Below are 26217 nucleotides of genomic sequence, written 5' to 3'. Positions count from 1 at the left end.
TTCACCCGTTCGGCCCACCAAGTTCAGCTTCCCCTTCTCTCGACGTGCTCGCATCAGCAGGTACAGCTCACGCATCGCCCGGGCCTGCTGCCTATCGGCCGCACGCACCGGTCCGCCCGTGGCGGAAACTCTCGAGAAGGGAAAGCGACAGTTGCGACGAAACAAGGCCGTGCGCGTGGCAGTGGGTTGCGCGGCGGCAACGAGCCTGGTGGCCGTCGCCGGCTGCGCTTCGGCATCCGCAGCGATGCCGACCGCCGCTACGGCGACGCCGATCAAGCACGTCGTGGTGATCTACCAGGAGAACGTCTCCTTCGACCACTACTTCGGCACCTATCCGAACGCGGCGAACACCGACGGTCAGCGCTTCCACGCCAAGCCCAACACCCCGCAGGTGAACGGGCTGACCCCGGAGTTGCTCAACCACAACCCGAACGAAGCGAACCCGCAACGGCTCGGGCCGGCGCAGGCGCTCACCTGCGACCAGGACCACGAGTACGGCGCTGAGCAAGCCGCGTTCGACGGGTACAAGATGGACAAGTTCGTCGAAACCGTCGGCGCCCACGATCCCGGTTGTGATCCGCGCCAGGTGATGGACTACTACGACGGCAACACCGTCACCGGGATGTGGAACTACGCCCAGAACTTCGCCATGAGCGACAACTCCTACGGCTCGACGTTCGGCCCTTCCACGCCAGGCGCGCTCAACCTCGTGTCGGGTCAGACGCACGGTGTCACCAAGGAGGTTCCGGCCCCCGGCAAGCCGTTCCCGAGCGACGAAACCGCGGGCGGCACCGTCATCGGAGACCCGCAGCCCTACGGCGACGACTGCAGCGACCGCGAGCAGGTCCAGCTCTCCGGCCGCAACATCGGGGATTCGCTCAACGAGAAAGGCCTGACCTGGGGCTGGTTCCAGGGCGGTTTCAAACCGGTGCAGCGCGGGGCCGACGGCACGGCGAAGTGCACGGTCAAGCAGCCCGATGGCTCGTTGCTGGGCGGACATCCCGTTGGTGCCGCGCTCGGTCACACCGGCGAGAAGGGCTGGAAGGGCGACTACATCCCGCACCACGAACCGTTCCAGTACTACCCGCAAACGGCCAACCCGCACCACCTGCCGCCGTCGTCCACGGCGATGATCGGCCAGACCGACCAGGCCAACCACCAGTACGACATGTCCGACTTCTGGGACGCGGTGGGTGCCGGTCACCTGCCCGCGGTGAGCTTCCTCAAGGCCCCCGGTTACCAGGACGGGCACGCCGCCTACTCGAGCCCGATCGACGAGCAGCGCTTCGTCGTCGACACGATCAACCGGCTGCAGAAGACGCCCGAGTGGAAGGACACCGCCGTCGTGGTCGCCTACGACGACTCCGACGGTTGGTACGACCACCAGCCCGGACCGCTGGTCAACCAGTCCCACACCGCCCAGGACGCCCTCACCGCCCCGGGCCACTGCGGCAACGACCCGAAGCAGGTGATGGGCGGCTACCAAGGCCGTTGTGGTTACGGCCCGCGGCTGCCGCTGCTGGTCATCTCGCCGTACGCCAAGCAGAACTACGTCGATCACGGCGTCACGGACCAGGCCTCGACGATCCGGTTCATCGAGGACAACTGGGGTCTCGGCCGCCTCGGCGACGCCTCCTTCGACGAACGCGCCGGCACGCTCAACGGGATGCTGGACTTCCAGCACCCGTCGGATCGACGGCTGTTCCTCGACCCGGCTACTGGGCAACCGGGACAGCCCTGACGACCGGTGCTGGCCGGGTTGGGCGGCCTCGCCCAACCCGGCCAGCACGCCGATCAGCTGGCTGCGGGAGCGCTCTCCAGCACTGCCAGCAGCCGGTCGACCGACTGCGGCCCGCTGGGCAGGACCTGTCCATCGATCACGAACGACGGGACGCCTCCGACCCCGAGCCTGCGCGCGCGGAGCCGATCGGACTCGACCTGGTCGGCGTAGTCCGAGCCGTCCAGGACAGCAGCGGTCTTCGCCCCGTCCAGCCCGGCGGACTCGGCGAGCTCCCGGAGCACCGCGTGATCCGCGATGTTGCGGTTCTCGGTGTGGTAGGCGTGCAGCACCGCGCCGGAGAACTCCCGGAACAGCCCCTCGTCCTGCGCGAGGAGGGCAACGCGGTGCGCGTCGAAGGCGTTCACCGGCCTCGCCGTGGTGATGTTCATGGCCAGGCCGTGCTCCTCGCCGAGCGCGGCGATCTGCGCGAACCGCGCCAGCACCGACTCGCGCGAGCTGTACGGGGCCATCACGTCCACTGTGGTCGGACCGGGTTCGGTGCTCGCGTCCGGTTCGAGCTGGAAGGCCCGCCAGGTGACGCTGATCCGGTCGGGGTGCTCGAAGCGGTCGTAGGCCGCCTCGAAGTTCTTCTTGCCCAGGTAGCACCAGGGGCACACCGGGTCCCACCAGATCTCGATCTTCATCCTCGTCTCTTTCCCCGTAGTCGTGTCGGTGCGGAGAACCCGGCCGGAACAGCGGTTCCCACCGGCCGGGCCGATCGCCTAGTCGATCGAGAGCACGACCTTGCCCCGCCCGTGGCCGGACTCGACCTCGACGTGCGCCTTCGCCGCCTCGGCCAGCGGATAGGTGCTGCGGACGTGCAGGGCCAAGCCGCCGCGGGCGTTCAGCTCCGTCAGCGCGGCCAGGCGCGCGGCCGAGCGCTGGCTGACCAGCGGTCGCACGCCCAGCTCCTCGACCAGGCCGAATTCGACCAGCGTCCCGATCCGGGAACGGTTGTCGACCAGCTCGAGCGACTGGCGCAGCGCCTGCTCCCCCGCCCCGTCGATGGCCGCGTCCACGCCCTGCGGGGCGACCTCGCGGACCCGCTCGACCAGACCGTCGCCGTAGGTCACCGGGACGGCTCCCAGGGAGCGCAGGTAGTCGTGGTTGGCCTCGCTGGCCGTGCCGATCACCGTGGCCCCCAGGTCCACGGCGAGCTGCACCGCGATCGTGCCGACCCCGCCGGCCGCCGCGTGGACGAGCACCGTCTCGCCCTTCTGGACGCCGAGCACCTCCAGCGCGGTGTGCGCGGCCTGGCCGCACCCGGACAGCCCGCCGCCCTCCAGGAAGCTCATCGTCTCGGGCTTCCGCACGATCTGGTCGGTCGGCACCACGACGTACTCGGCGTAGCAGGCCAGGACCGCGAAGCCCACGACCTCGGTGCCGACGGGGAACCCGGTGGCGCCGGGCCCCACCTCGTCGACCACACCGGAGAACTCGTTGCCCAGCAAGGACGGCGAGCTCACCTCCACCCCGCGCGGCACCCAGCCCTGCCGGACCGCGTAGTCGTAGGGCTGAACACCGGCGGCCTTCACCCGCACCCGGACCTGGCCGTCGGCGGGCCGGGGGTCGGGCAGTTCGGCCAACCGCAGCGCCTCCGGACCGCCCGGTGCGTCGAACACGATCGCCTTCATACCCGTCCCCCTGCGAAATCGATCAGCATGCGCCCATCGTGCAACCTCAAGCGAAGTTGAGGTCAACCTCGCCGGGCGGATCCAGGTGGTCGAGAACACCTCGAGCCGGGTTCGACCGGTGCGGCCGACGCTGCAGTCCATGAAGGTGCTATTCGTCGCGGGCGGCAGCGGCGGCGTGATCTTCGCGATCACTCCCCTGGCGCAGACCCTCCGCAACCTGGGTCACGAAGTTTTCATGGCGGCGCCGTCGAACGTCATGTCCACCGTGGCCGGTGGCGGCATCGCGCCGGTTCCGGTCACCGACAAGACGATGCTCGACTTCATGTTCTCCGACCGCAACGGCGTTGCGGTGCAGCGCCCGACCGACGTGCACGACCGCACGATCTTCAACGGCCGCGGCATGGGGCGCTTCGCCGCGGCGAGCTTCGCCGGGCTCAAACCGTTCACCGAGCACTGGAAGCCCGACCTGGTGGTGGGCGGCGCGCTGTCGTTCGCCGCGCCGCTGATCGCCGCGCACCTGGGCGTGCCGTTCGTCAACCACGCCATCGACATGGGCGAGCCGCGGCAGATCGACCTCGCGGCGACCGCCGAGCTGGCGCCCGAGCTGGAGAGCCTCGGCCTGCGGTCGATGCCCGAGCCGGACCTGTTCGTCGACATCTGCCCGCCGAGCCTCCGCCGCGCCGACGCCCCGCCCGCGCAGCTCATGCGCTACATCCCGGCGAACACGCAGACCCCGGTGGAGCCGTGGATGCACACCGCGGGCGAGCGGCCCCGGGTGCTGGTGACCGCGGGCAGCCGGGTCACCAAGGAGTTCGACATCGACATCCTCCGCGGCCTGGTGGACAAGGTCGGCGGGCTGGACGTCGAACTGCTGATCGCGGTTCCGCCGAGCGCGGCGGAGGAGCTGGGGACGTTGCCGGACAACGTGCGGATGGGCTGGCTGCCGCTGGACGTGGTGGCGCGGACGTGCTCGCTGCTGGTGCACCACACCGGTGGGAACACGATGCTCACCGGGATGGCCAACGGAGTCCCGCAGGTCCTCATCCCGTACCTGCCCTACGTGGTCGACTACGCGACCCGCCTGACCGACTACGGCGCGGCCACGATGATCACGCCGGGCGACGACACCCCGGAGAACCTCGCCAGGGCCTGCGAGGAGCTCCTCGCCGATCCCACCTACCGCACCCGAGCCGCCTCGGTCGCCGCGGAGATGCGAGGCCTCCCCACCCCCTTCGCAGTGGCCGAACGCCTCGAAAAGCTGGTCGCCGAAAGGTAGTCCCGCCGAACGGCTCCGCCGCGGTCGCTATCGTTGCCAACCACGGCGGAGCCGTTGCCGCGGCACGCGATCTAGACGGCCTTCTCCAGCGCCAGCAGGCGGTAGAGCGGATCCGGGCGTGCTGCGTCCTGGTGCGGCAGCGCGGAGAGACGTCGACGCACGTCCACTACTTGGTCCGGGGCAGCGCGCTTGCACCACGGGATCTCGCCGGTCTCGATCGCCTGCTGCCACTCGCGCGGGCTGCGGCCTTGGCCGACTCCGGGGAACACCGTTTCACCTGCGAGCCCCAAACCGCGCTTCGCCGCCCAGTCGAGCACTCGCGCACGGTGGTCGCGCACTCGGGGCGCGTACTGGCTTCTCAGTTCCGCGGTGACCCGGGCGACATCGCTCTCTTCGACGAAGTACGCGTCGTTCTTGTCGACGGTGGTGATCAGAACCCCGCCGGGTCGCAGCACCCTGGATGCCTCGACCAGCACCGGCGCGGGGTCGCGGAGCAGGTGCAGCAGCCAGACGATCACCACCGCGTCCACGCTGTTCGACGCGAACGGCAACCGCGCGGCATCGGCGCGCACAACGCCGCGCGGAATCCGCGTCATCGCCAAGCCCAGCATCCCGGACGAACGGTCGACCCCCAGCACGGTCCGCTCCGGCCGCAGCAACTTCCTGGTGATGATGCCCGTGCCGCAAGCGACGTCCAGAATCGTGCAAGATCCCTGCGGCAGAAGCCGTTCCAGCGCGTCCGCCGCGGCCTGCGCTCTGGGTTCGCCGCCTCGGGTTGCGTCGTAATTCCGAGCCTCGCGGTCGTAATCGAGCACGCATCCACCCCATCCGAACCCGACGACGCACCCGTCGCGAGCGCACCTTTTCTTTTCACGGAGCCTAACAACGGTGCCCCGTGGGCTCGTGCCAAGTCGGCGCGCGATCCCTGGCACCGCCCATGGGTTCGACTTGCGGATGGGAGGTCTCAGGAACGTCGCGCTCGGGGGGGTGTCGTGATGCTCAAAACGCGAGAGCTTTTCGACAGCTTGACCGCGAAGCTCACGGCGCGCAGGCGGGCGATCGTCCGCCCCGGGCACTCGATGCGCTGTGCACCGCGGTGACTTTGTTCCCTGGCGAACCGCCGGTCGTTTGGCGAAGCTGATCGCATCGAGCCTGGAGGCGGGTTGATGGCTGGGGACGATGCGAGCAGTACAACGCGTCCAGCACTGGCGAGTGGTGTCGCGGCCCGAGCCGCCGGGGCGGTGCTCTGCATCGCGGTGGCTGTCATCCACCTGCTTGACCAGGGCGGTTTCCCGGGCTCGAAGGAGCCCGCGTACGTGGGCATCCTGTATTACATCTTGGAGGCCGCAGGAGTGCTGGCGGCGCTGCTGTTGATCGCCGGTTGGGAGCGGGTCGGCTGGATCCTGGCGCTGGGTGTCGCAGCCGGACCGTTCGCGGGTTACGTGCTCTCCCGAAGCACGGGACTGCCGGACTACAGCGACGACATGGGCAACTGGGCGGAGCCGTTGGGCGTGCTGTCCCTGGTCGTCGAAGCCGGCCTGTTCGTGCTGGCGATCGTGATGCTGCGGCGAAGGCTGCCGTCCGGCCGTTGAACCCCACGACGCGGGGAGAAGAAGAACCGCAGGTCACCTGAGTGATCCTGCGGTCTTCCCAGCCGCCCAGGGGAATCGGCCCCTGGACCAGCGCGTTGTGGCTGCGCCGGACGGGTTTTCAGAGGCCGAGCGCGTCGGCGAGGAGGTCGACCTGGTCGGGGTTGGCGTCGTTGCCCATGAAGAGGAGTTCGTGGACACCGGCCTTCTCGAAGTCCGCGACCGCCGCGGTGATGCTCTCCGGAGTCGTGTGGGCGATGTCGATGCCGTAGTCGACGTATTCGCTTCCGCCGAAGGCGTAGTAGGCGCTGATCGCCTTCTCCACCGACTGGCGCGCGTCCGGGCCCAGCGCGTACATCACCGACGCGACGATGGTCGGTTCACCTTCGCGACCTGCCGTCGTCCACGCCTCGCGGAGGCCCGGGGCGAAGCCCTCGACGTCGGCGACCGTGGCATCCCCGGCGATCCAGCCGGTGCCCTTGGTGACCACGCGCCGGATCGCGGCCGGGGACATGCCGCCGAACAGCACCTTCGGGCCGCCATCCGTGGCCGGGGCCGGTCCGATGCCGGTCTGCCCGCCCCACACCTCGGCAGCGCGGTCGAGCAGCGCGTCGAACTGCTTTCCCCGGGTGCTGAAGTCGACGCCGCTCTCGGTGAAGTCGTCGTCGCGCAGCCCGGGAGCCAGGCCCAGGTGCAGCCGGCCCGCACCGGCGAGCTGGTCGATCGAGGCGGTCTGCTTGGCGAACAGCGCGTGGTTGTTGTGCAGCGGCGCGATCAGCACCGTCGTGAGCAGCTTGATCCGCTCGGTCGCGCCCGCCGCTGCCGCCAGCGCGGTCAGCGGCTCCGGCGTCGACCACACCAGGCGGTCGCTGACGCTGAGCGTGCTGAAACCGCGCGCCTCAGCGCGGCGCGCCCATTCGACCAGGGTCCGTCCGTCCACCCCGGGGACGTGCCCGGGCAAGCCGATTCCGATTTCCACGATGCTCCGATCTCGTACGAGGCCTTCCCCACCATGCTGGAACCTCAACCCGACTTGAGGTCAATGCCGACGCTCCGGCACCCCGTTCGAAAGCCGTTCGAGCGCAGGTCGATCGGACACCTTCCGTTCACCTGAACCCATAGACTGGAGTTGTGGATCAACCAGCCTGGAACACGAAGGAACTGACGATCGGCCAGGTGGCCTCCCGCACCGGGGTCGCCGTGTCGACTCTGCACTTCTACGAGGGCAAGGGGCTGATCCGGAGCAGGCGCACCGCGGGCAACCAGCGGCGGTACCTGCGCGAGGTGGTGCGGCGGGTGTCGTTCATCCGCGTCGCGCAGCGCGTCGGGGTGCCGCTCGACGCGATCAAGGCCGCTCTCGCGACGCTGCCCGAGCACCGCACGCCGACCAGCGAGGACTGGGCGCGGTTGTCGGAGAGCTGGCACGGCGAGCTGCAGAAACGGATCGATGCGTTGGAGCGGCTGCGCGACGACCTGGCCGACTGCATCGGCTGCGGTTGCCTGTCGATGAGCAAGTGCGTGCTGGCCAACCCCTACGACGAGCTCGGTGCGGAAGGCCCCGGACCCCGCCGGCTGCTCTCACCGAAGGCGCCCGCGGATCCCCCGAAGCAGGCCTGACCGACGGGTTCTGCGCGCCGACCGGGCTTCAAGCGCGGTTCGAGGTGGGGACGCCAGGGTGGGCCCACAGGTCTCCCGTTCGGGGGAACACGCGCAATTCGGAGGGAACCGATGTCGGCAAGCCTGACCTGGGGGAAGCGACTGGCGGCGACGGCGGTCGCCGCGCTGGCGGTGGCCGCGTTACCGGGCACCGCGTCCGCTGCTGCGGCGCAGTCCATCCCGTTCACCTGCAAGACCCGTCTCTCCGGCGAGTGGATCGACGTGACCGACTACGCCCGCGGCGTCGACGTCACCGCCCCTGCCACCGCCGCCCCGGGTGAGTCGTTCGACGTCGTCATCGACCCGCAGCCGATCTACCCGGTGCCGGCGTTCAACAAGGAGCTGCGCGGGGTCGAGTGGTCCTACGCGCTGCCGACCAACGCCGGTCTGGACGACCACAAGCTGTCCGGTGGTTCCGGGCTCGGCGATTCGAAGGTGACCACGTCGGTGGAGGGTTCCAAGCTCACCGTGAAGATCAGCGGGCCGTTGCCCGGGGGTGCGGAGTTCGACCCGCCCACGCTGACGCTTTCCTTCACCGCTCCGAGGTCGGGCTCGGTCGAGGTCAAGCCCGGTGGCAGCAGCTACGACGACCTCGGCTTCACCTGGGAGCGGCTGCACCCGGAGACCGGTGAGTGGGATCCGTTCCTGTGCTTCCCGGACCAGGCCAAGCCGGTGGTCCTGTCCTCGACCGCGGTCTCCTGACGACACGACGACAAAACCCCCACGAGGCCGGTCGCCTCGCGGGGGTTTCTTCGTCACTGCGCCTTCGAGTCCTCCAGGACGGCCAGGATCGCGGTCTGCTTGGCGTCGCGTTCGGCGACCAGCTCCGCGTAAGTCCGGCCGGCCACCGCGGTTTCGGCCTGGGAGAGGACGAGTTCCACCGTCTCGGCGTCCAGCTCCGGCGTGCCGAGGTCCCGCCAGCTCGCCTCCAGCCCCCGGCCCAGGTTGGTCAGCCAGTGCCGGAGCCCGCCCTGGCCGCCTCCGAGGTGGAAGGCCAGGAACGGGCCGACGGTGGCCCAGCGCAGCCCGATCGACCGGGTGACGACCTCGTCGAGCTCGGCGACCGTGACCACGCCTTCGCGCACCAGGTGGATGCTCTCCTGCAGCAGCGCGGACTGGAGCCGGTTGGCCACGAACCGGGCGATCGGTTTGCGCAGCACCACCGGGGCCTTTCCCACCGACCGGTAGAACGCGACCACCGCGTCGACGGTCTCGGCCGGCGTGCGGGTGCCTGCGACGACCTCGACCAGCGGGACGACGTGCGGCGGGTTGAACGGGTGGCCGACCACGACCCGGCCGGGTTCGCGCATCGACGCGCCCAGCTCGTCCGGCGGGAGGGTCGAGGTGGACGACAGCAGCAGCGCATCGGGTTCGGCGACCGTTTCCAGCTTCACGAACAGCTCGCGCTTGGCTTCCAGGTCCTCCTCGGTGTTCTCCTGGACCACGTGCGCTCCCCGCACCGCGGCCGCCAGGTCCGGCTCGATCTCCAGCCGGGTCGCGAGTTCAGCCGGGTCCTGCGCACCGCCGGGGAGGTGCGGCGCGAACATCGCCAGCGCCTCCGCCACCTGGTCCCCGACATCACCGCGCCTGCTGACCACCCGCACGCGCAGGCCGGCGCCGAGGAACAGCGCCACCCAGCCCAGCCCGATGGTGCCCGCTCCGATGACGGTGACCGTGCGGGTTTCCGACGTCTCGTCCATGTCCTCTCGTCCCTCCGATCCGCGTGTTCCTGCGCTCATCCGCCGGACAGCACCAGCCGCGCGTACGCCGTCGCGCCCGCCGTGAACTGCAACCCGCTGTGGCCGGCGATCCCGGCGACGTCGCGCCAGCCCCGGGCGAGCACGTCGCCTTCGTCCTGCGCGGTGCTGCCCGCGGAGCGGAACAACCGGTCCACCGCGCCGGACAGCAGCTCGACGGCCAGCGCGCAGTCGCGCTGGTTGCGCGCCACCAGCTCCGGCGGCACCGCACCCGAGTCCGCTACCTCGGCGACGCGGGTGAGCAGCAGTTCGGCGAGGTCGATCTCCCCGGCGGAGCGGGCGAAGGTGAGGTCGATGCCGGTGCGGTCGACCGGCCCGGAGATGACGGTCTGGCCCTGCTTGGCGAGCTTGGCCGACAGCAGGTCCGACCACCGGGTCAGCACCGCCGATCCGGCGCCCAGCGCGGGCGCGGCCAGCGTAATCCCGTTGGCCGCCTTGAGCGGCACCGAGTGGCAGGCCGCAGCGGCGTCCGGCGCGGTGCCTGCCATCAGGTCCGCGGTGTCCAGGGCGCGGTGGGCCGGTACGAAGACGTCTTCCAGCGCGAGCGAGTGGCTCCCGGTGCCTCGCATGCCCACGGTGTGCCAGGTGTCGATGATCTCGAACGTGCCCTTCGGAACGGCGAAGAACTTCGCGCTCGGCGTCTCCTCAGCCGTTTTCCCGCACAGCAGCGCCCAATCGGCGACGGCGACTCCGCTGACGTAGGGCCAGCGGCCCGATAACCGCCACCCGCCTGCGACGGGTTCCGCGGTCCCGGCGGGGAGCAGTCCGCCGACGAGCACCGCGTCCGGTCCGTCCGCCCACACCTCCGCGCGTCCCTCGGCGGGCAGGTAGGCGGCCATCCGGCCGACTGCGGCGCACAGCGAGGCGAACCACGCCGCGGACGCGCACCCGCGACCGACCTCGGCCACGGCACGCACCAGCTCGCCGAAACCGCCCGCAGCTCCCCCGTGGGCAGCGGGAACCATGTGCCGGGCGAATCCCGCCTCCACGACCGCGTCGACCACGGTGGTGACCGGTCCGCGCGCCGCATCGGCTTCGGCCGCGTGCGCCGCCGCGACCTTCGACACGACCGACGAAGCCGTCACCAGCGCCGTGCGGCCGGCTCCCGGGCTCACCGGCCTGCTCCTGGGATCAGGACGATGCGGCCGGTGTGCGCCCGGGCCTCGATGAGCGCGTGCGCCTTGGCCGCCTCCGCCAGGTCCAGTGTCTGGTAGACCGCGTGCCGGAAACGACCGCTCTGCAGGCCGTCCGACAGATCGGCGAGCGCGGACTCGTACTGCTCGCGCCGTGCTGTGCGCCAGGTCGACAGCGCGAACGCCGTGACGTACTTGAGCCGGATCAGGTCCATGACGCTGACCGACGGGACCTCCCGGCCACCGCCCGCCGAGCCGTAGAAGACCAGCCGTCCCATCGGGGCGAGCAGCTCGAGGCCGGCGCGCAGCACCGAACCGCCGACGCTGTCCAGCACGAGGTCGACCCCGCCGACTGCCGCGCGCACCTGGTCGGGCCAGTCGTCGGAGCTGTAGTCCACGACGTGGTCGGTACCGAGCGACCGGACGAACTCGCACTTGCCCGGAGATCCGGCGGTGCCGACGACGACCGCACCCGCGGCTTTGGCCATCTGCACCGAGATGTGCCCGATGCCGCCGGAGGCGGCGTGCACCAGGACCACCTCGCCGCGCTTCACCATGCCGACGTCGAGGGTGCCCGCCGCGATCGGGCCGGACGACGGCAACGCCGTGGCGGCCGCGGCATCGAGCCCTTCCGGCACCGGCAGCACGGTGTCGGCGTCGACGACGACGTAATCGGCGTAGGCGCCGTAGAGGGTGAAGGCGCCCACGCGGTCGCCGGGTCGCATCCCGCGCACGTCTGGGCCGACGGCTTCGATCCGGCCGATCACGTCGCCCCCGAGCACCGACGGCAGTTCGCGGTTCCACATGGGGGCGGGGAAGATGTCCCGCCGCATCTGGGTCTGCGCGAAGCCGACGCTGACCGCCTCCGCTTCGATCAGCACCTGCCCCGGGCCGGGCCGGGGCACGGGGGTCTCCTCGACGGTGAGCACTTCGGGTGGGCCGAACTCGTGGAACCGCACGGTCCGCATCCGTTCCTCCTGCGAGACGAGCGGCGAAACCCCGTTCCGCCGCGCGGGTGGTGGTGACAGCCGCCGACCGGATCGCCGCAGCCATGTGGTCCTCTGTGGACGGTCTCCGCTAGAGCGAAGCGCCTGCCCGAAGCAGCGCCGCTCGGACCACGTCCGCGGTGTCGGGCAACCGGTCCACCTCGGCCAGGTAGGCCGCCCGTGCTTTCGCCGCGGCGTCCCTGGCTTCGCTGTCGTAGAGCAGCGCGGTCAGCCCGCCGACGACCGCGTCCTCGTCGAACAGCTCGGCGGTGGTGAACGCACTGGTGAACGGGTTGTCCCGCAGCGCGGGCTCGAGCAGCCGGACCCATCCCCAGGGCCACAGCGTGAACCGCGGGACGGGCGCGGTGAATCCCGCGAGCCAGTCCCGCACGGCGGGCTTGAGGCCGGGGTGGGCGCCGGGCTGGAGTCCGTTGACCGACAGCAGGCCCGGCACCCCGGTGAACAGCGCGTGCTCCAGCCCGGCGGCGGGGAAGTAGAACGACCAGACCGCGTCGGACGCCGCGACGAGCAGGTCCGGCGGACCGTCGGTCACCACGTGCGTCCGGTCGGCGGGCAGCGCGTCGAAGGCGTCGAACCGGGGGCCCGCTATCAGCAGGTGCGTGCTCGCGGGCAGCGCCCGCAGGTAGCGCGCGACGAGTTCCGGGACGCGGTTGGCCAGCTCCCCCACGATGCCCTTCGCCCGGTCCGCCATGGTGCGCTGCGGTTCGAGCGTCGGCACCACGAGCACCGGGTCTTCCGCGCCGATGCCGTACCGCGCGCGCACCCGCGCCCGCTCCTGCGGGGACAGCGGGCTCGTGGTGGGCGTCGCGCGGTAGGTGAAGACGTGCTCGGCCGTGCTGGTGTGCGCGGTCGGGACCGGCCTCAGGTGCGCGGGCATCCGCAGCAGGTGGTCGTCGATGCGCACCACCCGGCCCATGATCTCCGCTTCGAACCGGGACTCCTCGTCCAGTTCGTACAGGTCGATGGGGATGACCGGCACGCCCAGGTCCGCCACGAACCACGGATCGATCCCGTACCCGTAGCGGAAGGTCAGCCAGTGCGCGAAGTAGTCGCTGAGCACGACGGCGGTGGGCCGCACGTGCCGCGCGACCTCCGCGATCCGGTCCTGCACCGCCTGCCCGAGCGAGGAGTCGATCAGCGTGTGCGGCAGCCCCGCCGCGCGCACCTGGGACTCGTTGAACCGGTCCACGACGAAGTGCGATTCGATGCCGGCCGCGCGCAACTGCACGGCCAGCGCGACGCCGATGGCGGTCTCGTGGTGCTCGCGCTCCACCGGGGCGATCACCAGCAACCGCACGGGTTCCCCGGTCATGGCCGCACCTCCAGCGCAGCACCGTCCGCGAACGGCGTGAAGTCCATCGTCACGCGCTCACCGTCCCCCGGTCGCATAGACGACTCTTCGAACCTCGCTCGACGCCGGCGGCACGGCCCGGCGTCGAGCTGCTTTCGAGCCCGGTGGTCGAGAGTCGGCGGGGTCGGCAGCCGCCAGGGAGGAGCACGCGATGACGGACCGGTCGATGACCGCGGAGGAAGTCGGTGAGTTCTACGACGACCGCGGCTGGCTCTACGAGATCTTCATGGGCCAGAACCTGCACATCGGTTGGTGGGACGACGCCGATCCCGACGTCGACCCGAAGGACCGGATGACCGACGTGCTGATCGGCAAGACCCCGGTCCGCCGCGGCGACCGCGTCCTGGACGTCGGCTGCGGCAAGGGCCGCCCGGCGCTGCGCCTGGCCGCCGCCACCGGTGCCGCGGTCACCGGCATCACCGTCAGCGAGGAGCAGGTGGCGGCGGGCACCGAAGCGGCCGCGGCGGAAGGCCTGTCCGCGCAGGTGGAGTTCGCCTGCGTCGACGTGATGGACATGTCGTTCCCACCGGGCTCCTTCGACGCGGTGTGGGCGGTCGAGACCCTGATGTACCTGCCCGACCGCCGGGCCGCGCTGCAGTCCCTCTTCGAGGTCCTGCGCCCGGGCGGGCACCTGCTGATCTCCGACTACGTCGAGCGGGAGCCGCTGGACGAGCGGATGCGCGAGGTGCTGGTCGAGGGCTTCACCGTCAGCTCCCTGCCGACCGCCGAGGACTACCGCGGATTCCTGGCCGACACCGGCTTCGAACTCGCCGAGCTCACCGATGCCACGCCGCACCTCCAGCGGTCGGCCGCGCGCATCGAGGACATCGTCGCCGAGAAGTACCACCTGGTGGTGGAGAAGGGCGGGGCCGAGTTCGCCGAGGAGTTCCGCACCATGATCAGCGGCGTGTCGACCCTCGAGCGCGACCACCTCGGCTACACCATCGCCCTGGCCCGCAAGCCCTGATCACCATCCTTTGTAGACGGCGGAGGAACGGGTGAAGATCAGCGAACTGGCCATCCCGGGGGTGTTCCAGGTGGTGCCGGACCAGTTGACCGACGCGCGGGGGTGCTTCTACGAGGGCTTCCGCGTGGACGCGCTGCGCGATGCCACCGGCCACCACTTCCCGGTGGCGCAGATCAACTACTCCGTGTCGAAGCGCAACACGCTGCGCGGCATCCACGGGGTGCTGATCCCACCGGGGCAGGCCAAGTACGTCACCTGCGTGCGCGGCGCCCTGCTGGACGTCGTCGTGGACCTGCGGGTGGGGTCGCCGACCTTCGGGCAGCACGTTCAGACGCTGCTCGAAGCCGGGACCGGCACCGCGGTCCACGTGCCCGAAGGGCTGGGCCACGGCTTCCTCGCCCTCTCCGACGACAGCTGCATCTGCTACGTCCTGTCCTCGACCTACGTGCCCGGCACCCAGTTCGAGATCGATCCGCTCGACCCGGAACTCGCGCTGCCGTGGGGGTTCACCGAGCGACCGCTGCTGTCGGACAAGGACGCCGGCGCGCCGACGCTGCGCCAGGCGCTGGACTCCGGCCTGCTGCCGAACTGGGCGGATCTCGCGCCCCGCGACCAGTCCCAGCCAGAGGAGAGCCAGACATGATCAACGTTTTCCAGCCGTCCCTCGGCACCGAGGAGCTCGCCGCGGTCTCCGAGGTGTTCGAGAGCGGATGGCTCGGCCACGGCCCGCGGACGAAGGCGTTCGAGGCCGCCTTCGCCGAGCACCTCGGCGTCCAGCCGGAGGGCGTCATCTTCCTCAACTCCTGCACCGCGGGGCTGTTCATCTCCACCGAACTGCTCGACCTCGGCGAGGACGACGAGGTGGTGCTGCCCTCCGTCAGCTTCGTGGCCGCGGCGAACGCCGTGGCGGCCACCGGGGCGCGCCCGGTGTTCTGCGACGTCGACCCGCGCACGCTCAACCCCCGCCGGTCCGACGTCGAGAGCGCGATCACCGATCGGACCAAGGCGGTGCTGCTGCTGCACTACGGCGGGTATCCCGGCGAGATCACCGAGATCGCCGAGATGTGCCGGGAGCGCGGCATCCCGCTGATCGAGGACTCCGCGTGCGCGGTCGCGTCGTCGGTCGACGGCCGGGTGGCCGGTTCCTTCGGCGACATGGCGATGTGGAGCTTCGACGCGATGAAGATCCTCAGCACCGGCGACGGCGGCATGCTCCACGTCCGCGATCCGGAACTCGCCCGGCGCGCGCGGCGGCTGGCCTACCACGGCCTGGAGCAGTCCAGCGGGTTCGCCAAGGCCCGGGTGTCGCACCGGTGGTGGGAGCTCGACGTCCGCGACTTCGCCCGCCGGGTGATCGGCAACGACCTGACCGCCGCCATCGGCCAGGTCCAGCTGCGCCGGATGCCCGAGTTCGTCCAGCGGCGCAAGGAGATCGTCGACTGCTACGACGCCGAGCTGGCCGACGTGGACGGCCTCGTGCTGCCGCCGCCGCTGCCCGCCGGGCACGAGTCGTCGTACTACTTCTACTGGGTGCAGATGGCCGCGTCGATCCGCGACCAGGTGGCCGCCGATCTCTACGAGGCGGGTGTTTACACCACCTTCCGGTACCCGCCGCTGCACCGGGTTCCGGCCTACGGCGCGCCTGCCGAGCTGGAGCTGCCCGGCGTGGACCACGCCTCGGACACCACGTTGTGCCTTCCGCTGCACCAGGGCTTGGACGACTCCGAGGTGCGCGAGGTGGTCACCCAGGTCCGCAAGGCCGTCGAATCCCGGTCCTGAGCCTGTCCGTTCACGGCGAGTTCGCCGACTCGCGCGATTGACCTCAAGTTCGGTTCAGCTTGTACCGTCCGACTCGAGAGCTGCGGCAGATCTCCCTTCCCCGCAGCGGTTTTCCGTCGAGAGGACTGGGAATGCGAATCGACTCGGAGGTGCTCGAGGTCCTGTCCGAGGCGAGGGTCCTGGAGCTGGGCACGATCGCGCGCGATGGCTGCCCCAACGTCCGGCCGATGGCCGCGACCTGGATCGCGGATGCCCGGCACATCATGCTCACCACCACGCTGGCCCACCCGCAGAAGACGTTCAGCATCCGGCGCGACGGCCGGGTTTCGGTGCTGTACTCGGACTTCACCGGGAGCCGGCTCACCGGCGGACCCGCGGTCCTGGTCCAGGGCACCGCGTCCGCGCCGGACGTGGTGGCCCGGCCGCAGGACATCAAGGAGTACTGGCGCGAGCTGTTCCGCAAGACCCCTTCGCTGGTCGAGGACTTCGCCTCCGCCGAAGCCAGGGCGACGATGGACTGGTACTACCTCCGGTTGCCGGTCTTCGTCACGCCCGAACGCGTCCGGGTGCTCGAACCGCTCGAGGCCGGCGGTTCCTTCGAACCCCTCCCGCCCTGGGACTTCCCGATGGGCGTGCAGATCGCCGACGCGCTCGAGCGCTACCCGACGGCCGTGTTCACCGCCCGGGACAGCACCGGGCACCCCTACGCCGCTCGGGCCGAGGTCACCGGGGCCGGCTCCAACGGGGAGCTGCGGCTGCGCACCGCGGAGCAGTTCGAGGGCCGGATCGGACCGGCGAGCCTGCTGTGGCACCGGCACAACGGGGAGTTCGGGAACCGGTGCGCGCTGCAGGTCACCGGCACCGCCATCGGGGCGGGCGCGGACTGGACCTTCCGCCCGGAGCGCATTCCCGGTGTGTCCGCGGCCGACGGCGTGGACCAGTGGATCGCCGACGGACGGGCGCGCAGCGAGCGCTACCTCAAGCGCCGCGGGATCGTGCCGCCGCAGGTCGATTGGTCCGAGCTGGAGGCGCTCGTCCCGCGGTGACCGCAGGTCCGCAGCAGGCGGCGGGAGGCGATCCCCTCCCGCCGCCGCGCGATCACGCCGATTCCGCGGTTCTCCCCCGGCCTCGCAGCAGCAGCGCGATCACCACCGACAGCGCCAGGAACCCGCCGACGATCAGGAAAACGGTGTTCAGCGAGGACGACAGCGCGACCAGCACGGGCTGGGCGAGCCGCTCGTCGACCTGGGCGAGGAACGACGTGTCGTTGAGGTCCACGGTCCCCTGCGCGTGCAGCTGCCCAGCCAGCGCGGCGTTGGCCGGATCGGACATCACCGCCGGGTCGGACAGAGCCGCCTGCACCTGCGGGCCCGCGGCCTCGAACTGCTCGCCGACCCGATCGCCCGCGATGCCGAACAGCAGCGAGACGAACACCGCGGTCCCGGCCACGCCACCGATCTGCCGGGAGAAGTTGTAGAGACCGCTGGCCAGCCCGATGTCGGTCTCCGGCACGCTGTCCTGGATGGCGATGAGGATGACCTGGAAGAACACGCCCAGGCCCAGGCCGAGCGCGATGACCAGCAGCACCATCGTCCACAGCGGAGTGTCGAGGCCGACCTGCCCCAGCACCGCGAAGACCGCCGTCATCACCACCATGCCGCCGGCCAGCACCGGCTGGTAGCCGAAGCGCTTCATCAGCGGGCTGGACAGGCGCGCGCCGAAGGTGGTGGCCAGCGACTGCGGCAGCAGGAGCAGCCCGGCCGCGGTGGGCGACATGCCCTTGACGATCTGCAGGTACAGCGGCAGCAGCGCCAGGCCCGCGAAAACGCCGATGCCGCCGAGGAAGTTCACCATGTTGACCATCGCGAACGGCAGGTTGCGGAACAACCTGCCGGGCAGCAGCGCGCTGTCACCGACCCGCCGCTCCACGAGCAGGAACAGCACCAGGCCGATCCCGCCGAGGGCGAACAGGCCGATCGACAGCGGCGACGCCCAGCCCCACTCCCGGCCGTTCTCGGCGACGACCAGCAGCGGGAAGACGAACAGCACCAAGGTGATCGCGCCGCCGAAGTCGACGCGGTGCTGGACGCGCTTGGCCGGGACCTTCAGCAGCAGCGCCACCAGCAAGCAGGCCGCCAGGCCGATCGGCAGGTTGATCAGGAAGATCCAGCGCCAGCCGGCCACGCCCAGGATCTCGCCGCTCCCGGCGAAGAAACCGCCCAGCACCGGTCCCGCCACGCTGGCCACGGCGAACACCGCGCCGAGGTTGGCCTGGTACTTCGACCGCTTGTCCGGCGGCGAGATGTCGGCGATCACCGCGAGCGCGAGCGAGGTGAGACCGCCCGCGCCGAGCCCCTGCACCGCCCGGGCGGCGGCGAGCTGGTACATCGACTGGGCGAGCCCGCAGAGCAGCGATCCGGCGATGAACAGCAGGATCGCCGCCAGGTACAGCGGTCTGCGCCCGTAGATGTCGGAGAGCTTGCCGTACAGCGGCGCGGAAGCGGTCATGGTCACCAAGTAGGCGGTGGTCACCCACGCCTGCAGGGTCAGCCCGTGGAGCTGGTCGGCGACGGTGCGCAGCGCCGACGCCATGATCATCGTGTCCAGCGCACCCAGGAACATGCCCAGTCCGAGCCCGGCCAGGATCGCGATCAGCGCACCGCGGGTCGGAAGCCGGGAATCCTCCGCTGTCGTGGACTCCGCAACGCTGGCCATCACCGGTCCCCCACCGCGCCGCAGCACCCGGTCGACATCATCCGCAACCACCCTCTGGAAGAAGAAACCCATCGCGCGCAGCAGCGCGCCCGGCCGTCAGCCTGCAACCTCAAGTGCTCTTGAGGTCAAGCGCGCGAGCCGATCGTCGAGGCGTTCTCGAGCGCGGCTGGATGGTCTGGACCAGAAAAGGGCGAACAAATTGATTTCCTCAACAAATATCCGGCCCGCGCCACCCGCGCCAGGACGTCGGAATGCCGCCCATCCCGACCAACGCGATTCCGCCGTTCAGGCCAGGCAGCGCGAAGTCGCGCGTGGATAGACTCGAAAACATCGAGACGAAAACGATATCCGCTGAATGCTGTCTTCGTTCTCGAACTCGTTCATGGAAGAACCACCCAGTTGTCGGAACGAAAGTGGTAAAAGGGTGAAAGTGCGATTAGGGAGGCGGCTAGCGCCGCCGAATCGGCCTCGTGCCGCCGGACCCGACCCCCGCTTGCAGATCCAGCTCCACCGAGAGTTCCAGCGCGCTCCCGAAGCAGGAGCACGCACTGGTCACACGTCCCCCGAACCGCGCCGAACGGCATCGGGAGACCTGCGACCCCCGAGCCCGCCCGGCGCCGCAGTGCCGTGCTCGTCGGAGTGGGCAGGCGTTTCCGACGGCCAGCCGAACGCACGTTGACCGCGGCCGAAACCCGCTCGACACGCAACCGGCACCACGCGGTTGCCACAATTGCGGGCACCGACGAAACGAATATCGAGCTGGGCGTTCAGCGTCGAGCAACCCGGCATCTCCCTCTCATTGAATTGAAACCCGAAACATTTTCTCGTTATGGCTTCGGCCTGCCACCAGCTCACCGAAGCACGCCCGGAGAAGGTGCCCCGGGCGACGAGAGGCCCCGCCACGATGTCGGAGTTCTTCACTCACCGGAAACTGGGGACGAACAGTGCCGCAATTTGATGCCGGAAGGTCAACCCTCGAAGTCCACCGCACCGCGATCACCGGTCCGGGCGGACGTTCACCGCACGCCGGTCACCCCGAGCTCGCCCAGTTCAAGGTGCTGGGCCCGCTGGAAGTCGTCGACGGCGACCGCGAATGCACGCCCAGCGCGCCGAAGGTGCGCCAGGTGCTCGCACTGCTGCTGCTCCGGGCCAACAAGGTCGTCTACACCGACTCGCTGATCCAGGAGCTCTGGGGCGAGAACCCACCGCCCAGCGCGCTGACCACGATCCAGACCTACATCTACCACCTGCGCAAGCTGATCGAACGCGAACGGCTGGCCGCCGACGGCCAGCAGATGGTGGCCACCCGCTCCCCCGGCTACACCCTCCGGATCCGCGACGACCAGGTGGACCTGGCCCGCTTCGAGCGGCTCAGCCGCTCCGGCCGGGACCACCTCGAGCACGGCCGGCACGCCGAGGCGGTGACCGACCTGCGGGCGGCGCTGGCCATGTGGTCCGGGGGACCGCTGGCCAACGTCAACCTCGGCCCGTGCCTGTCGGCCTACGTCGCCGAGCTCACCGAGCACCAGATGACCACCCTGCACCTGCGGATCCAGGCCGAGATGGAGCTGGGGATGCACCGCGAGCTGCTGGGCGAGCTTCGCTCGCTGACCGCGACGCACCCGTTCGACGAGTGGCTCCACTCCCAGCTCATCCTCGCGCTGGAACGCAGCGGACGCCGCAGCGACGCCCTGGACGTCTACCACCGCCTGCGGACCAATCTGGACCGGGAGCTCGGCCTGGATCCCTCGCAGCAGATCCAGAAGCTGCACTACCAGGTCCTGACCGCGACGGTCCCCGGCTCGTCGGCCACCGGCTGAACGAGTCCGAAGAGGACTTCGCCCACCGGCCCGAACCGGTGGGCGAAGTCCTCATCAACATCAGCGCGCGAGCGCAGCAGTTTCAATTAAACGAGGATGGAAACCCTCAACGGGTCAGGAGTTCTTGAGGACGAACTCTCTGATCGAGTCGATGCTGTACTCGATCATCTCCTCGGTCAGGCCCGGGTAGACGCCGACCCAGAAGGTGTGCTCGGTGATGAGATCGCTGTTGGTGAGCTCACCGGCGATCCGGTACTCGTGGTCCCGGTAGGCCGGGTGGCGGACCAGGTTGCCGCCGAAGAAGCGGCGGGTGGCGATCCGGCGGGATTCCAGGAAGGCCACCAGGTCCCGGCGGTCGTAGGTGGCGTCGGGCAGGACGGTGAGGACGAATCCGAACCAGCTGGGGTCGCTGTCCGGGGTCGGCTCGGGCAGCAGGAGACCGGGCAGCCCGTCCAGCGCCTCGCGCATCCGCCGCCAGTTGCGGCGGCGGGCGTCGCCGAACTCCTCGATGCGGCTGAGCTGGGTCAGGCCCAGCGCGGCCTGCAGGTCGGTGGACTTCAGGTTGTAGCCGACGTGGGAGAAGATGTACTTGTGGTCGTAGCCGTGCGGCAGATCGCCCAGCTGCTGGTCGAACCGCTTGAAGCAGCGGTTGTCCTCCCCCGGCTCGCACCAGCAGTCCCGGCCCCAGTCGCGCAGCGACTCCACGATCCGCGCCAGCGCCAGGTTGTCGGTGAGCACGCAGCCGCCCTCGCCCATCGTGATGTGGTGCGCGGGGTAGAAGCTGACCGTGGCCAGGTCACCGAACGTACCGGTCAGCTGCCCCCGGTAGGTCGAGCCGACCGCGTCGCAGTTGTCCTCGACCAGCAGCAGGCCGTGCTGCTCGGCGAGTTCGGCGATCTCGGCCACCGCGAACGGGTTTCCCAGCGAGTGCGCCATCATGATGGCCTTGGTGCGCGGGCCGATCGCGGCGGCGACGCGTTCCGGGGTGGTGTTGTAGGTGCCCAGCTCCACGTCGACGAAGACCGGGACGAGTCCGTTGTGGATGATCGGGTTCACGGTGGTCGGGAACCCGGCCGCCACGGTGATCACCTCGTCGCCCGGCACCAGGCGCGAGTCCTCCAGCTGGGGCGAGGTCAGGGCGCTGAGCGCGAGCAGGTTCGCCGACGAGCCCGAGTTCGTCAGGTGCGCTTTGCGCAGGGTGAACATCCGGGCGAACTCGCGCTCGAAGCGGCGCGAGCTGACGCCGGCGGCGATCCGCATCTCCAGCGCCGCCTCGACCAGCGCCACCCGGTCGTCCTCGTCCAGCGCGGCTCCGGAGGCCAGCACCGGGGTCACGCCGGGGACGAATTCGCCGCCGGCTCTGCTGCGGTGGTATTCGCGAACCTGGTCCAAGATCCGGGTCTTGTCGTCAGCCATGTCCTGTCGCCTCCTGTTTCCCGTGTTCCTGCGCCGTCACCGGTGGACCGGCTCGGATCCTGCTGGGCCTAGCTCGCCGCCAGCCGCCGGACGTCCGCCATCAGCGCGGCCCTGGTCCGGGTGGCCGCGACGCCGTGCTCCACGCCGTCCCGCACCGCCTGCAGGAACGCCGCGACGCTGTTGGCGACCTGGTCATCGGCCGGGAGCACCAGTTCTTCGCGCTCGGCGCGGTCGATGCGCACCACCGGCCGGTGGGTGGCCGGCGTGGTGAAGACGTGGTCGACCGAGATCCGCCCCGCGCTGCCCCACAGCTCGTAGCGGGATCCGTAGAAGTGGTCGAGCCCGAATGTGAGCATGGCGCTGATCCCGTCCGGGGTGCGCAGCAGCGCGCTGCCGGCCAGGTCGACGCCGAGTTCGTCGTCGTGGCGGAGGTGCGCTCCGACGACCCGCAGGTCACCGCCGAGGAAGAACTCGGCTGCGGCGATCGGATAGCCGCCGACGTCGATCAGCGCACCTCCGCCGAGCGGAGCTTGGTAGCGGATGTCGTCGTCCGGCCTGCGCGGGATCGCGAAGGCGGCGGAGAAGGCGTTCAGCGTCCCGATCGCTCCGCCTGCGACCAGTTCCCGCACCCGGGCGTGCTGTCCGTGGTGCGGGAACATGAAGTTCTCCATCAGCACGAGCCCGCGTGATCGGGCCAGCGCGAGCAGGTCCTCAGTGGACTGCGAGGAGGTGGTGAGCGGTTTCTCGCAGAGCACGTGCTTGCCCGCGCGCAACGCGCGGCCGACCCATTCCGAGTGCAAGCCGGGCGGCAGCGGGACGTACACGGCGTCGACGTCGGCCCGGTCGAGCAGGCGCGAGTAGCCCTCGACCGGTTCTGCGCCGAAGAGGTCGGCGACCCGTTCCGCCTTCGCCCGCGAGCGGCTGGCCACCGCGGCGATCCGGACACCAGGTGCCGCCGCGAACGCGGGCAGCAACCGCCGGGTGGCGATGTCGGCGCATCCGAGCAGGCCGAGGGAGATCGTGGGCTGATCGACGGGCACTTCGTCCTCCTCGGTCCGGCGGGGTGCGGTCACGACCGGCTCAGCCGCGAGAAGAGCCGGTCGGCGAACAGCAGCTGGTCCCCGTCGGCGAGGTCCACCGCGCGCACGAGGCCGACCAGGATCACGTGATCACCAGCGGCGTGCCGGCCGTGGACGTCGCACTCCAGGGCGACCACCGCTCCCTCCACGACCGGAAGCCCACCGGCGCTCGTGGTGAGCCCGTCCGCGGCGAACTTGTCCGCGCCCTTGCTGGCGAACGTGCGGGCGAGCTCCCCCTGGTCGTGGCGCAGCACGCTCACCGCGAACGAGTCGCAGTCGGCGAAGGCCTGGTAGCAGTTCGCCCCGTACGCCACGCACACCGAGATCAGCGGCGGGTCCAGGGACACCGACACCAGCGAGCCCGCGGTGAAACCCTGCGGCTCTCCCGCTTTGTCGAGCGTGGTGGTGATGGTGACCCCGGTCGGGAACCGGGCCATCGCCTGGCGGAGCCGGTCGGCGCCGACCACCGGCGTCCCGTCGTTCGGCTCACTCAACAGATGCCTCCTCTGCGCGCGAATCACGCTCGGGCCGGTCTTCGATCCTGGATTTCTGGTCTTGTCTTTGAAACGCCGGAGGCGTTTAGCCCACCCTCGGCGCTTGCACCGCCGCGGGTTCTCAGCGTTCGCCTGGCGAGGACGGCCAACCCGCCGTGTATTGGCATACATAAGGGTTGGCACCCGGAGTCCAGGCGGGCGCTGAGGTTCCGCCACCCGCACCGCCACGCAAAACGAGAGCTTCAGACAGGTTCTAAACCGGTTCTGGTACTCGATGGCCCACGTTCATGCAGGTGAGCAGGCATCTCGCGGCTACGTTGACGTAGTTGCCGTAGCGGACGAAGCCGACCAGCTGCTCCGGGGTCATCCAGACGAAGTCCTCGGGCACCTCGGGCGGGAACGCCTCGTCGGTTTCGACCACGAGGTAGCGGTTCTCCGCGTGGTAGAACCGGCCGCCCTCCTCCGAGTGCACCACGTCGAGCAGCACCGACGAGGCCGGTGCCATCAGGACCTGGTCGAGGTAGCGGGGCCGCTGGGCGACCGGTGAGCCGCGGTAGTTCGACGGGATGCAGTTGACCGTGGGCGACATCTCGACGACGTCGGAGGTGCCGGCCTCGGTGCGGGCCTGCACCAGAACGTGGAAGACGCCGTCGATCCAGCGGCTCAGGAACGCGATGACCCCCCGGTCGCTGGGCTTGATCATCGGCTGCGACCAGCTCGACACCTCGCGGTTGCTGGCCTGCACGTCGACGCCGACCACGGTGAAGTACCGGTTGCTCTCGTGGCGGATCACCTCGGCGTCGCGGACCCAGCCGCCCACCTGCGCCAGCGGCAGCACCCGCCGGTCCAGCCGGTACCGGGAGCGGGCTTCGGTGAACCAGCTCAGCAGTTCCTCGGCGGGGTGGGCGGCCCGGCCGTCCAGACCGGGAGAACCACCGGGCCAGGACAGGAACGGGAGCCCGGACAGCACGGTCCGGGAGTCCATGTTCACCAGGTTGTCCTCGCGCAGCAGTTCGCCGAGCTGGTCGAAGGTCAGCCAGCGGAAGTCCTCGAGCAGCTCGACCTCGTCGGCGACCTCGACGATCATGTTCCGGTTGCGCTTGTTGAGGAACCAGGAGCCCTGCTCGGACTGCAGCGCGTCGAAGACCACCCGGCCCCGGCGCGGGGCGACGAAGTACTCCAGGTACGGCACCGCGTTGCCCTGGTGGACCCGCATGTAGTTGCTCCGGGTCGCCTGCACCGTCGGCGAGAGCTGGATCATGTTGATGTTGCCGGGTTCCATCTTCGCCTGCATCAGGCAGTGCGGAACGCCGTCGAACTCCTTGACCAGGATGCCGAGGATGCCGATCTCCGGTTGCCGGATGATCGGTTGCGTCCAGGACTCCACCTCGCGGTGGTCGGTGACGACCTCCAGCCCCTCGATGGAGTAGAACCGCCCGCTGCGGTGCACGAGGTTGGTCTCGGCGTCGAAGTGCCATCCGTCGAGCTGGTCCAGCGGGGTGCGGGCGACGCGGTAGGCGTTCGCCCGGCTGCGGTCGGCGAACCAGTCGTGGAACGCCGAGATATCCCGGAACACGGTGCCTCCCTGCTCAGGTTCGCTTCATTCCGATCGGTCCCTCTCCTGCGCCAGGACTGCACCGAGGGTGCGGCACCGCGCTCGAAGCGAGCGGAAGTCCCGCTCGAGGGACGGTGGACGGCACGAGCTCCACCGGGTCTCGATCCGAACCCGGCAGCATCCGCCTGGCAGCGAGCGCCATGCCTGGAAAGGGGCGGACAATGAAGATCCTCGTCACCGGCGGGGCGGGTTTCATCGGTTCCCAGTACGTCCGGTCCGTGCTGGCCGACGACCACCCCGGCTGCGAAGGCGCCGGGGTGACCGTCGTCGACAAGCTGACCTACGCGGGGAGCACGGCGAACCTGCCGATGGGCGACCCGCGGCTGACCTTCGTGCGGGGCGACGTCTGCGATCAGGAGCTGCTCCTGCGCACCTTGCCCGGCCACGACGCGGTCGTCCACTTCGCCGCCGAGTCCCATGTGGACAGGTCGTTGACCGCGGCAGCGGATTTCGTGCGCACCAACGTGCTCGGCACCCAGACGCTGCTGGACTGCTGCCTGCACTCCGGGGTCCGGACCGTCGTGCACGTCTCCACCGACGAGGTGTACGGCTCCATCCCGCGGGGTTCGTGGACCGAGGAGGAGCCGCTGCTGCCGAACTCGCCGTACGCGGCGTCCAAGGCGGGCAGCGACCTGATCGCGCGCTCCTACTGGCGGACCCACGGGCTGGACGTGCGGATCACGCGGTGCAGCAACAACTACGGCCCGTACCAGCACGTCGAGAAGCTGATCCCGCTGTTCACCACGAACCTGCTCAGGGGAAGGCCCGTCCCGCTGTACGGCGACGGCCGCAACGTGCGGGAGTGGCTGCACGTGAAGGACCACTGCACCGCCATCCACCTCGTGCTCACCAAGGGCCGGGCCGGCGAGATCTACAACGTCGGCGGGGGAACCGAGCGCACGAACCTGCAGATCACCGAGAAGCTGCTGGAGCTGTGCGGCGCCGACCGGAGCCTGCTGCACCACGTCGAGGACCGCAAGGGGCACGACCTGCGCTACTCGATCGACGACTCGAAGATCCGCGCCGAGCTCGGATTCGCCCCGCGCTGGAACTTCGAGGAGGGCTTGGCCCAGGTCGTCGAGTGGTACCGGGCGAATCCGGATCACTGGTCCAGCAACGAGAACCGCTGAGCCCAGAGCCCCTCCGATC

Annotated in this window: 25 protein-coding genes; 11 read left to right on the top strand and 14 right to left on the bottom strand. The window is 70.1% G+C overall.

The features are described from left to right. Window positions 1–151: 151 nt before the first annotated feature. Window positions 152–1741, top strand: a complete 1590-nt coding sequence (locus OU415_RS04770; protein ID WP_270947307.1) for a phospholipase C — start codon at window positions 152–154, stop codon at window positions 1739–1741. Window positions 1742–1794: 53 nt separating this feature from the next. On the opposite strand, the gene OU415_RS04765 is transcribed toward OU415_RS04770, so the two are convergent. Further along, window positions 1795–2424 carry a DsbA family oxidoreductase gene (locus OU415_RS04765; RefSeq protein ID WP_270947306.1) on the bottom strand — a complete coding sequence of 210 codons (630 nt, stop codon included), beginning with the start codon at window positions 2422–2424 and terminating at the stop codon, window positions 1795–1797. A 78-nt stretch (window positions 2425–2502) separates the two neighbouring features. Continuing rightward, window positions 2503–3414 (bottom strand): NADP-dependent oxidoreductase, encoded by a 912-nt coding sequence (locus OU415_RS04760; RefSeq protein WP_270947305.1) that lies wholly within the window; start codon window positions 3412–3414, stop codon window positions 2503–2505. 139 nt (window positions 3415–3553) lie between these two features. Between OU415_RS04760 and OU415_RS04755 the strand changes: the two genes are divergently transcribed. Beyond that, window positions 3554–4690 carry a glycosyltransferase gene (locus OU415_RS04755; protein ID WP_270947304.1) on the top strand — a complete coding sequence of 379 codons (1137 nt, stop codon included), beginning with the start codon at window positions 3554–3556 and terminating at the stop codon, window positions 4688–4690. A 71-nt stretch (window positions 4691–4761) separates the two neighbouring features. On the opposite strand, the gene OU415_RS04750 is transcribed toward OU415_RS04755, so the two are convergent. After that, window positions 4762–5505, bottom strand: a complete 744-nt coding sequence (locus tag OU415_RS04750; RefSeq protein WP_270947303.1) for a class I SAM-dependent methyltransferase — start codon at window positions 5503–5505, stop codon at window positions 4762–4764. Between the two features lie 351 nt (window positions 5506–5856). On the opposite strand from OU415_RS04750, the gene OU415_RS04745 reads away from it, so the two are divergent. Further along, a complete protein-coding gene (locus OU415_RS04745; protein WP_270947302.1) occupies window positions 5857–6282 on the top strand; it encodes a hypothetical protein in 426 nt (141 codons plus the stop codon). Between the two features lie 118 nt (window positions 6283–6400). Here OU415_RS04745 and OU415_RS04740 read toward each other — a convergent pair whose 3' ends face one another. After that, on the bottom strand, window positions 6401–7258 hold the full coding sequence (locus OU415_RS04740; protein WP_270947301.1) for an LLM class flavin-dependent oxidoreductase: 858 nt from the start codon (window positions 7256–7258) through the stop codon (window positions 6401–6403). A 152-nt stretch (window positions 7259–7410) separates the two neighbouring features. On the opposite strand from OU415_RS04740, the gene soxR reads away from it, so the two are divergent. Together soxR and OU415_RS04730 are read left to right on the top strand one after the other, a co-directional pair. After that, on the top strand, window positions 7411–7896 hold the full coding sequence (gene soxR, locus OU415_RS04735; protein ID WP_270947300.1) for a redox-sensitive transcriptional activator SoxR: 486 nt from the start codon (window positions 7411–7413) through the stop codon (window positions 7894–7896). Window positions 7897–8007: 111 nt separating this feature from the next. Continuing rightward, window positions 8008–8637, top strand: a complete 630-nt coding sequence (locus OU415_RS04730; protein WP_270947299.1) for a hypothetical protein — start codon at window positions 8008–8010, stop codon at window positions 8635–8637. Between the two features lie 53 nt (window positions 8638–8690). On the opposite strand, the gene OU415_RS04725 is transcribed toward OU415_RS04730, so the two are convergent. The 4 genes from OU415_RS04725 to OU415_RS04710 all read right to left on the bottom strand — a co-directional run bounded on the left by OU415_RS04725 (window position 8691) and on the right by OU415_RS04710 (window position 13144). After that, window positions 8691–9635, bottom strand: a complete 945-nt coding sequence (locus tag OU415_RS04725) for a 3-hydroxyacyl-CoA dehydrogenase NAD-binding domain-containing protein (RefSeq protein ID WP_270947298.1) — start codon at window positions 9633–9635, stop codon at window positions 8691–8693. Between the two features lie 35 nt (window positions 9636–9670). Continuing rightward, window positions 9671–10807 carry an acyl-CoA dehydrogenase family protein gene (locus tag OU415_RS04720; RefSeq protein ID WP_270947297.1) on the bottom strand — a complete coding sequence of 379 codons (1137 nt, stop codon included), beginning with the start codon at window positions 10805–10807 and terminating at the stop codon, window positions 9671–9673. Next, window positions 10804–11793, bottom strand: a complete 990-nt coding sequence (locus OU415_RS04715; protein WP_270947296.1) for a quinone oxidoreductase family protein — start codon at window positions 11791–11793, stop codon at window positions 10804–10806. The genes OU415_RS04720 and OU415_RS04715 overlap by 4 nt, the downstream gene beginning before the upstream one ends. 109 nt (window positions 11794–11902) lie before the next feature. Beyond that, window positions 11903–13144, bottom strand: coding sequence for a DUF6365 family protein (locus OU415_RS04710; protein ID WP_270947295.1), 1242 nt, complete (start codon window positions 13142–13144; stop codon window positions 11903–11905). A 190-nt stretch (window positions 13145–13334) separates the two neighbouring features. Between OU415_RS04710 and OU415_RS04705 the strand changes: the two genes are divergently transcribed. The 4 genes from OU415_RS04705 (at window position 13335) to OU415_RS04690 (ending at window position 16975) form a co-directional block, all read left to right on the top strand. Then, complete coding sequence (locus tag OU415_RS04705; RefSeq protein ID WP_270947294.1) at window positions 13335–14150, top strand: SAM-dependent methyltransferase; 816 nt, start codon at window positions 13335–13337, stop codon at window positions 14148–14150. Window positions 14151–14181: 31 nt separating this feature from the next. After that, complete coding sequence (locus OU415_RS04700; RefSeq protein WP_270947293.1) at window positions 14182–14793, top strand: dTDP-4-dehydrorhamnose 3,5-epimerase family protein; 612 nt, start codon at window positions 14182–14184, stop codon at window positions 14791–14793. Next, window positions 14790–15929 carry a DegT/DnrJ/EryC1/StrS family aminotransferase gene (locus OU415_RS04695; RefSeq protein ID WP_270947292.1) on the top strand — a complete coding sequence of 380 codons (1140 nt, stop codon included), beginning with the start codon at window positions 14790–14792 and terminating at the stop codon, window positions 15927–15929. The genes OU415_RS04700 and OU415_RS04695 overlap by 4 nt, the downstream gene beginning before the upstream one ends. Window positions 15930–16060: 131 nt before the next feature. Then, entirely contained in the window at window positions 16061–16975 is a 915-nt protein-coding gene (locus OU415_RS04690; protein WP_270947291.1) for a pyridoxamine 5'-phosphate oxidase family protein, read from the top strand. A 52-nt stretch (window positions 16976–17027) separates the two neighbouring features. Here OU415_RS04690 and OU415_RS04685 read toward each other — a convergent pair whose 3' ends face one another. Both OU415_RS04685 and OU415_RS04680 read right to left on the bottom strand, forming a co-directional pair. After that, entirely contained in the window at window positions 17028–18695 is a 1668-nt protein-coding gene (locus OU415_RS04685) for an MDR family MFS transporter (protein ID WP_270947290.1), read from the bottom strand. A gap of 501 nt (window positions 18696–19196) precedes the next feature. Beyond that, window positions 19197–19565 (bottom strand): hypothetical protein, encoded by a 369-nt coding sequence (locus OU415_RS04680; protein WP_270947289.1) that lies wholly within the window; start codon window positions 19563–19565, stop codon window positions 19197–19199. Window positions 19566–19588: 23 nt separating this feature from the next. Between OU415_RS04680 and OU415_RS04675 the strand changes: the two genes are divergently transcribed. Next, entirely contained in the window at window positions 19589–20464 is an 876-nt protein-coding gene (locus OU415_RS04675) for an AfsR/SARP family transcriptional regulator (protein ID WP_270947288.1), read from the top strand. 114 nt (window positions 20465–20578) lie between these two features. Here the strand turns inward: OU415_RS04675 and rfbH are convergent, their stop codons facing one another. From rfbH to OU415_RS04655, 4 genes are all read right to left on the bottom strand, one after another. Further along, window positions 20579–21880, bottom strand: a complete 1302-nt coding sequence (rfbH, locus tag OU415_RS04670; RefSeq protein ID WP_270947287.1) for a lipopolysaccharide biosynthesis protein RfbH — start codon at window positions 21878–21880, stop codon at window positions 20579–20581. 68 nt (window positions 21881–21948) lie between these two features. Then, entirely contained in the window at window positions 21949–22920 is a 972-nt protein-coding gene (locus OU415_RS04665) for a Gfo/Idh/MocA family protein (RefSeq protein WP_270947286.1), read from the bottom strand. Between the two features lie 29 nt (window positions 22921–22949). Next, entirely contained in the window at window positions 22950–23453 is a 504-nt protein-coding gene (locus OU415_RS04660; protein WP_270947285.1) for a flavin reductase family protein, read from the bottom strand. A gap of 253 nt (window positions 23454–23706) precedes the next feature. Then, entirely contained in the window at window positions 23707–25029 is a 1323-nt protein-coding gene (locus OU415_RS04655; RefSeq protein ID WP_270947284.1) for an NDP-hexose 2,3-dehydratase family protein, read from the bottom strand. 200 nt (window positions 25030–25229) lie between these two features. On the opposite strand from OU415_RS04655, the gene rfbB reads away from it, so the two are divergent. Next, window positions 25230–26198 carry a dTDP-glucose 4,6-dehydratase gene (rfbB, locus tag OU415_RS04650; RefSeq protein WP_270947283.1) on the top strand — a complete coding sequence of 323 codons (969 nt, stop codon included), beginning with the start codon at window positions 25230–25232 and terminating at the stop codon, window positions 26196–26198. Window positions 26199–26217 lie beyond the last annotated feature (19 nt).

This window comes from Saccharopolyspora oryzae (assembly GCF_027853915.1).
In the GTDB taxonomy this organism is placed as follows: domain Bacteria; phylum Actinomycetota; class Actinomycetes; order Mycobacteriales; family Pseudonocardiaceae; genus Saccharopolyspora; species Saccharopolyspora oryzae.
Note: the sequence above shows the minus strand (reverse complement) of the source record. Positions and strands in the feature narration are given on the sequence as shown.